This is a genomic window from Petrachloros mirabilis, assembly GCF_975968855.1.
In genome coordinates this window covers 1-6973 of the sequence record NZ_CDLUDY010000099.1, presented here as the reverse complement: position 1 = coordinate 6973, position 6973 = coordinate 1, and the positions used below count along the sequence as shown (strand labels likewise).

Annotated in this window: 10 protein-coding genes; 1 reads left to right on the top strand and 9 read right to left on the bottom strand. The window is 55.3% G+C overall.

Annotation, left to right across the window (positions count from 1 at the left end):
• On the top strand, window positions 1–267 hold a 267-nt coding region (locus tag ACWVCN_RS04045; protein WP_455244234.1), incomplete at its 5' end, for a TolC family protein.
• Between the two features lie 33 nt (window positions 268–300).
• On the opposite strand, the gene ACWVCN_RS04040 is transcribed toward ACWVCN_RS04045, so the two are convergent.
• The 9 genes from ACWVCN_RS04040 to radA form a co-directional block, all read right to left on the bottom strand.
• Window positions 301–951 (bottom strand): hypothetical protein, encoded by a 651-nt coding sequence (locus ACWVCN_RS04040; RefSeq protein ID WP_455244233.1) that lies wholly within the window; start codon window positions 949–951, stop codon window positions 301–303.
• A 114-nt stretch (window positions 952–1065) separates the two neighbouring features.
• Window positions 1066–1578: a peptidylprolyl isomerase gene (locus ACWVCN_RS04035; RefSeq protein WP_455244232.1), complete on the bottom strand. Its 513-nt coding sequence runs from the start codon at window positions 1576–1578 to the stop codon at window positions 1066–1068.
• 16 nt (window positions 1579–1594) lie between these two features.
• Entirely contained in the window at window positions 1595–2623 is a 1029-nt protein-coding gene (locus ACWVCN_RS04030; RefSeq protein ID WP_455244231.1) for a ligand-binding sensor domain-containing protein, read from the bottom strand.
• A 10-nt stretch (window positions 2624–2633) separates the two neighbouring features.
• Window positions 2634–3407 (bottom strand): twin-arginine translocase subunit TatC, encoded by a 774-nt coding sequence (gene tatC, locus ACWVCN_RS04025; RefSeq protein ID WP_455244230.1) that lies wholly within the window; start codon window positions 3405–3407, stop codon window positions 2634–2636.
• A gap of 48 nt (window positions 3408–3455) precedes the next feature.
• Window positions 3456–3698: a DUF465 domain-containing protein gene (locus tag ACWVCN_RS04020; RefSeq protein WP_455244229.1), complete on the bottom strand. Its 243-nt coding sequence runs from the start codon at window positions 3696–3698 to the stop codon at window positions 3456–3458.
• A gap of 38 nt (window positions 3699–3736) precedes the next feature.
• The gene (gene rimI / locus ACWVCN_RS04015) at window positions 3737–4267 is read right to left on the bottom strand and encodes a ribosomal protein S18-alanine N-acetyltransferase (RefSeq protein WP_455244228.1); all 531 of its coding nucleotides are present in this window, start codon (window positions 4265–4267) and stop codon (window positions 3737–3739) included.
• Window positions 4264–5049, bottom strand: a complete 786-nt coding sequence (tsaB, locus tag ACWVCN_RS04010; protein WP_455244227.1) for a tRNA (adenosine(37)-N6)-threonylcarbamoyltransferase complex dimerization subunit type 1 TsaB — start codon at window positions 5047–5049, stop codon at window positions 4264–4266. The genes rimI and tsaB overlap by 4 nt, the downstream gene beginning before the upstream one ends.
• Before the next feature lie 21 nt (window positions 5050–5070).
• Complete coding sequence (locus ACWVCN_RS04005; RefSeq protein ID WP_455244226.1) at window positions 5071–5925, bottom strand: hypothetical protein; 855 nt, start codon at window positions 5923–5925, stop codon at window positions 5071–5073.
• 109 nt (window positions 5926–6034) lie between these two features.
• Window positions 6035–6973: DNA repair protein RadA (radA, locus tag ACWVCN_RS04000; protein WP_455244225.1), on the bottom strand; the 939-nt coding region annotated here is incomplete at its 5' end.

Sequence of the window (6973 nt, the reverse complement as noted above, 5' to 3'; positions counted from 1 at the left end):
GCCTATCTCGACACCGTAACATTCGCGCAGCAGATTAAGCTTGATGCAGAAGTCGTGAAAACGGCGCAGGAAGCTGTGCAACTCGCCAAACAACGCTATAAGCTCGGCCTCGGCTCCATCGTCGAAGTGACACAGGCCGATTTGGGTCTGACCGCGGCGCAAACCAAGCTGGCGGAGGCTCAATACGATTACAAAATCGCCGAAGTCACCTTGGCCTACGCAGCAGGAGGCAGTGCGCAATTACAAATCGATCCGACGGTGCGGTGATCCGAAGAGTCGTCAGCTCCGCCTACCAAACCGTCAAGGTTGAATCCGGACACGAGCCACAGCGGGCTTGTCGAGCACATTCATGTCGATCACGAGTTCGTCTTTTTCGTTGGCTAAGAGCTTATCCCACAAGCTGCTAGGCTGCGCGATGACCGCATCAGACGGTTCGAACAATAGATTGAACCCCTTCGCAGCCGTCGGGCGCATCGGATACCGTCGATCGTAAATCATACCGTAGGTCGGAATACCGTAAAGAGTCTGCCAATTGCCGAGCAATACATGGAGGTGGTTGTCTTGAAAGTACATGCCGCCGGAAGTAATGATCCGTTTCACTGAAGTCTGCGGCTGGCTCAAATAGAAGGTAACGCGTTCATTGTATTTAGCCGATGCAAATGCCTCCGCCAGTTGAGGAGCCAACAAGGCGACCTCTTCACGCTTAAACGCAGGTACGAGGGGAGCTTTACCCTGAATCCACTCCTGGATCCAGAAGCGATGTTCCTGAACGGCCATCCCATTCAAAATCGATGCAACCTGATCGGCTGTAAATACCTTCGGATGGGTATGATGGCCCGGTGGCCACTCCGCCAAAACTGAGTCATCAATCTCCAGCCGCACGTAGTTGACCGGATCTTCGTACACCGTCCGATAGGGCACATGAGGAATGGCACAACCGGCGACGAGCACGCATATGATTGCGCACTGGACCGTGTGGAAACATACCCGTGAAAAGTTCATCTTGAAATGAGAAGACCTCGGCAGCTGCTTCCGTCCTACTCCTTATTGGCCATCACTTATTTCTTACCCCTCACTTACGGTGATCGTCATTTCGACTCGCTCTAGAGGGTTGTCTCGGCCATCGCGCTTCATATTGACGACTTTGTCGGCTACTTCCATGCCACTCACGACTTCGCCGAAAGCCGTATATTGCCAATCCAGGAAATTTGCGTCGGCGACGCAAATGAAGAATTGGGAGCCGGCGCTGTCCGGATCGTTGGCCCGCGCCATTGAGAGGACGCCCCGCTTATGCGGCTTACTGTTGAACTCGGCCTTGATCTTGTAGCCGGGCCCGCCCATACCGTGCGACGCACGATCCGGGCTCTTGCTGTTGGGATCACCGCCCTGAATCATGAAGCCAGGGATGACCCGATGGAACGTCGTCCCGTTGTAGAATCCTTCTTTCGCCAGCTTAACGAAATTCTTCACATGCCCCGGCGCCACATCGTGAAAAAACTTCAGGACGATGTCGCCGATCGGCTGTCCCTTGCTGGTCACGGATATGGTCGCTCTTGTCTTATCGGCCGGTTCGGACATTCCTCGATTCCTTTCTTTAACGGAATAAAAACGGCGGAGGCGCCACCCCCCCTTCCAATCCTTCATTGATCGCCACCCATGTTTTCCCATCGTCGTCGCTACGGAACGCCCCGGCGTTTGTCCCGGCATAAAGGGACCCGGCATCGGACTCGACGAGGACTTGGATGGACTTACTCGTGAGTCCTTTGTTCAAGGGCACCCACTGTCGCCCTTTGTCGAGGGTCTTAAAAATTCCATGGCCCGTCGCAACGAAGAGCCCTCGGGCATTGAAAAGAATCCCTCTAATAGAATCGTTCGGCAAAGCCCTGCTGATGGGTCTCCAGCTGGTGCCTCCGTCCGTGCTCCGGAACACCCCTCCGTCGAACGTGCCGGCATAGATACTCCCATCAGGATCGATCGTCAGGACACGGACAAAGTTTTCAACCATGCCTTCATGATCTTTCAGGCCCTTGCGCATGCGGACCCACCCGGTCGTATTGGCCTTGAAACGCAACACTCCTTTTCCGGATGTCCCTGCGTACAGCGTGCCGTCAGACGATTGCGCCAGCGCATGCACCAGCACATCACTGAGACCGGTGGTCACTACCGTCCAATGATCACCCGCTGCATTGAGCCGGTACACTCCATCCGCTGTACCCGCGTAAATTACTTCACCGACCGCCAGCAACGTCTTGATCTCCTTTCGTTTCAACCCCCCGTTGACGGCCTGCCAGCTGACTCCTTGATCTTTTGTCCGAAACGCGCCGCCCCGAAATGTGCCAACATAAACCGACCCGTCATTCGCCGTTACGAGCGACAGAATGAAAGGATCTGTCACACCATTACCGGATTTCTTCCAGCTCGCGCCACGGTCATCACTGCGAAACATGCCGTGGCCGAAAGAACCAGCATAGACCACATCCGACCCGACCAGCGTGATCGCTTGGATACTGGCTGCCTGTTGATCGAACGGGCCGGGAATTGCTCCACCTTCCTGCGCAGAGGTAAGAGAGCCCCCCGCAAGCGTGAAATAGAAAACCGCGATGATGGCCGGATGAACTTTCATAATGGTTATCTTACCGGAATCGGTGCCCTGCTGTCCCGATCGGTATGTCGGGATCGAGAGGCAAATTGGCGTCGGTCGGAAGATCTCGCCCGAAAATCCTAGCGCCGATGATACCGATCTCATACAACACCATCAGCGGGACCGCCATCAACATCATGGTGAAGAGCGTGGCGTCCGGAGTCACCACAGCGGAAACAATCAACGCACTGATGATGGCATGTTTTCGGTACCGGGCTAGCATCTTGGCAGACACGACTCCGACTCGGGCCAGGATCGTGAGCACCAGCGGCAGTTCAAACGCGCAGCCGAACACCAGCAGGAACTTCACATTGAAATCAATATACGTGCCGACGCTCAACTGTGGCGTAATGTCTCGATCCATCCCGAAACTGACGAAAAAATCGATGACGAGGGGAAGAATGACGAGATTACAAAAGACGAGGCCGAGAGCAAACAGGGCCCCGGCCAACAAAAAGATTGGGACCCCCCAGCGCTGCTCCTTGGGGAGCAGCGCTGGCTCGACGAATTTCCAGAATTGATAGAACACCACCGGTAGGCTGACCAGCACTGCCGCCAAAAACGAAACTTTGATCGAGGCGAACAACGCTTCCGTTGGCCCGTAAAAGACCAGCGGATTGGGAAAGGGACGATTCAGCCAAGCAACCATCTCGGCCGAAAATCCGAACGCCACCACGAGCCCCACCAGAATGGTAGCACCGATGATGATCAGACGCCGTTTGATGGTTTGAATATGGGCGGCGAGCGGATTGATGATCGTCGGCATGTCTCACGTCCACGTTACTGCCGGCTCTATGCCCCACAGCAACGCTCCTTAATGCGCGGATGCTTGCAGCCCGTTGTCTCGATACACCCGGATAAGCTCTGCCATCTTATCCTTCTTGGCGAGTTTTTCCTTCTGTAACTGCCTCTTCGTCGTCTCCTCAGCCGGAGTCAACACATGCCGCTTCTGCAATTCGTTCAACTCCAGGTCGAGACGATGATGCGACTCCTCCAGTTCACGAAATTCAGCGTTGGACTGACGCAGCCGCTCTACGATCACGTTCTCCGTCAACATGTCGTACCTCCTTCCTGGTTAATTGCCTCTCCAAATAACTAGTGGCAGCCTCCTATGCCGTATCCATGCGGTACACCAAACTCTGATTTCACAACGATCGGGTCCAACTCCATCAGCACGGCATCTTCGACTGGTTGGTTATAATACTTGCGCCGGATTGAGACCTGGCGAAAGTTCAGGCTTTGATACAAGGATTGGGCAGCACTGTTGGAGGCACGTACTTCAAGGACGGCACGGTGAGCTGATTGGGCGAGCCCCACCTCCAGGGCAGTACTCACCAGGGATCTGGCGATTCCACGATGCCGCATCGACTCGATGACCGCTAGGTTCATCAGCCGAACTTCCTCAAAGACAATCCAGTAACACATGTACCCCACAATCGCGCCTGCCGGTCCCCCACCTTCCCCCTGCCACCTGGCCAAGAGGAAATGCGCAAAAGGGTTTCCGCTAAGTTCAGCCTCCATCATTTTGCGCGTCCAGGGGGCAGAGAAGCAAGCCTCTTCTATCCTAAGAATATCCGCCAACGCATCGGTCGTCGCCGGTTCAATCAGCCAGCCGTAACTGGTCATACCCTGCGCCTCTTACGCTGACCGGCCGCGTCCCTTCGCTTCTGATGTTTCCGTGCGACCTTGTCCCTTCGGCGCTCCACCGGGGAGATCCCGCCGGACTGCTCGTACTTCAACTCCGCTTCCGGACGTTGGATGTAGAGGGGCGTCACACCGATTCGGGCATGCTCTCCACACTTTAATTTCACCATGCCGGCCATTGCGATTGACACTGCCGATGGTTTCATTTTGTCTGTCGCCTCGGTCACGGTTGCGATGTCAGCCATCGCTTCCATAATCGCCGCCCGTTCAGTTTCCCATCCCGCGCCATAGAGGACGATCGGGCCACTTAATTCTTTTCCTAACCGAGCCGGAACTCCCACTTGTTCAGGAACGAGCCTCTCAAGGCGATCCCAGCCGATCCACTGAAATACCGCCCAGTACAGTTCGCCCCGCCGACTGTTTAATACCGGACAGAGGGGGGTTGAGTGCCCGCGGAGATTCCAAGCCATGCCTTCCAATGTAGGAACAACCGCCAATGGCAATTTCGTAACCGTCCTGAAGCCCATCATAGTCGCTAACCCGACACGCAATCCTGTAAAAGAGCCTGGTCCGATCGAGACCGCAAGGCCGTCTAACTCGGCAGGAGACAGCCCGGTGTCCCTGAACAATCGATCGATCGTCGGCAAGAGCAATTTCACATGCGCGCCACCGGCCTCTTGATCGCAGCGGGCCAGCACCCTCTCATCGTCAACGATCGCCACACTTTGCCAGGCTGTCGCCGTGTCGACGGCAAGGACTTTCATTGAGTTAGAACCCTCGCGTGGTTACTTCTGAGCGAGCTCTGTTGGTTTAAGATCGGCATTGGGAATCAATTCATGGAAAAAGACCTGTACGCTACCTCGTCCACGCCCATCTTCCAATGAAATCTTGAAGGGTCGCAGCAATCGCCCCTCCGAGATAGAAGACGCTTCGGATAGGTCGCCTACTGCACGAAAATCTTCATATTGAATCGTCGCGTCCACATCACCCGCTTCTGTTAGTCTGTCCTCTTTGACCACCAAAAATGTCCGCCGATCAAACCAGAGCCGACGGGTAAGAACCAACGTTCCACTGCTTGATTGAGATGACACGTCGAGCCGATACTGATCCCCTTCCTCACTCAGCCGCACGGTTTCATCGGCGGCAATCGTTCCAATCCCCAACACCCCGCCCATAGCCCACACACTCAACTGGAAAGGGCGCGCCAACTTGCCCATTTCGCTCATGTCGTTTGGATTTCCCGACAAGATCCGCCCCATGGTCGGCAATCGCAAGGTAAACTGATCGTCGGCTTGTACAAACTCAAAGAGTTCGCTCCCGACAGCGGTAAAGCCCCGCATCCGCAGAGCTTTCGGGCGCCGGTAATACACAGCTCCTTCTACTCGAGTCGCAATGGGAATAATTCCGCCCCGCACCTTGGCACTGAAGAGCCCCTTCATGGTCTGAACTGCCGCTTCACGTTGTCGCAACAACGATGTTAATTCTTCCGCTGTTGCGTGTTTAAGTTGCGCGTCATCCCGCGGCAGGAGCGTTCCGCAACCAGCCAATAGAAGTAGAAGGAGCACGGCAAGAATTGCTGCCTGTCTTCCCCCTTCCCTGCGCTGGATAGGTTGTAGGGTCTCCGCTACGCGTCTACTCAAACACGTCCCTCCTCCTCATATCCTGGACGCCCCGCTTCCCATCCGAGGCACCTCTTCGGTCAAGTGCTGCGCTGTCAAAGGACACCGCGTATCTCCCCCAAAGAACCTGCTACGCAAGAACCACATCAAGTGCCTCTCCAACCTCGGTAATACCAATCAATTCGATGCCGTCGATCGGATCGATCTTGGAAAGATTTCTCTCCGGCAGTACACACCGTTTGAACCCCATTTTAGCCGCCTCTCGTATCCGAAGTTCCGCCTGACTGATTGCCCTCACCTCGCCACCAAGTCCGACTTCACCCAGCACCAGGAGCCCAGGCTCAACCGGCACCTCTCGCAAACTCGAAGTCACCGCCGATACAATCCCAAGATCGATCGCCGGCTCATCTATGTGCATCCCTCCGACGACATTGACGTAGACATCCTGTCCTGAGAGATGAAACCCCAAGCGTTTTTCCATCACCGCCAACAACAGTGAGACGCGGTTCAACTCAACACCGTTTGCCATGCGTTTAGGCATGGCATAGCTCGTCGATGACACCAAGGCCTGCAACTCGACAAGAATGGGTCTGGACCCTTCCAAACTCGATACGACCACCGAGCCGGTGCTCCGCTGCGGGCGCTCCGCCAGAAAGAGCTCGGACGGATTCGCCACTTCTTCCAACCCCGAATCCTTCATCTCAAACACACCGATTTCATTCGTGGAACCGAACCGGTTTTTTACCGCTCTCAGAATTCTATAGCTATGGCCCTTGTCCCCTTCAAAATAGAGCACCGTATCGACGATGTGCTCCAACAAGCGCGGTCCTGCAATCGCGCCCTCCTTCGTGACATGGCCGATAATAAAGACCGGAACACCCGTGCGCTTGGCAAACCACATCAGCTGCCCTGCCACTTCCTGCACTTGGCTGATGCTGCCGGGTGCAGATGAAATCTGCTCTGTGTAGACCGTTTGTATCGAATCAACGACCACGGCCGCCGGTTGGATTTCTTGAACCGCCTTGAGGATTTGTTCGAGCGACGTTTCCGCCAGGATCAGGAGGTGCGG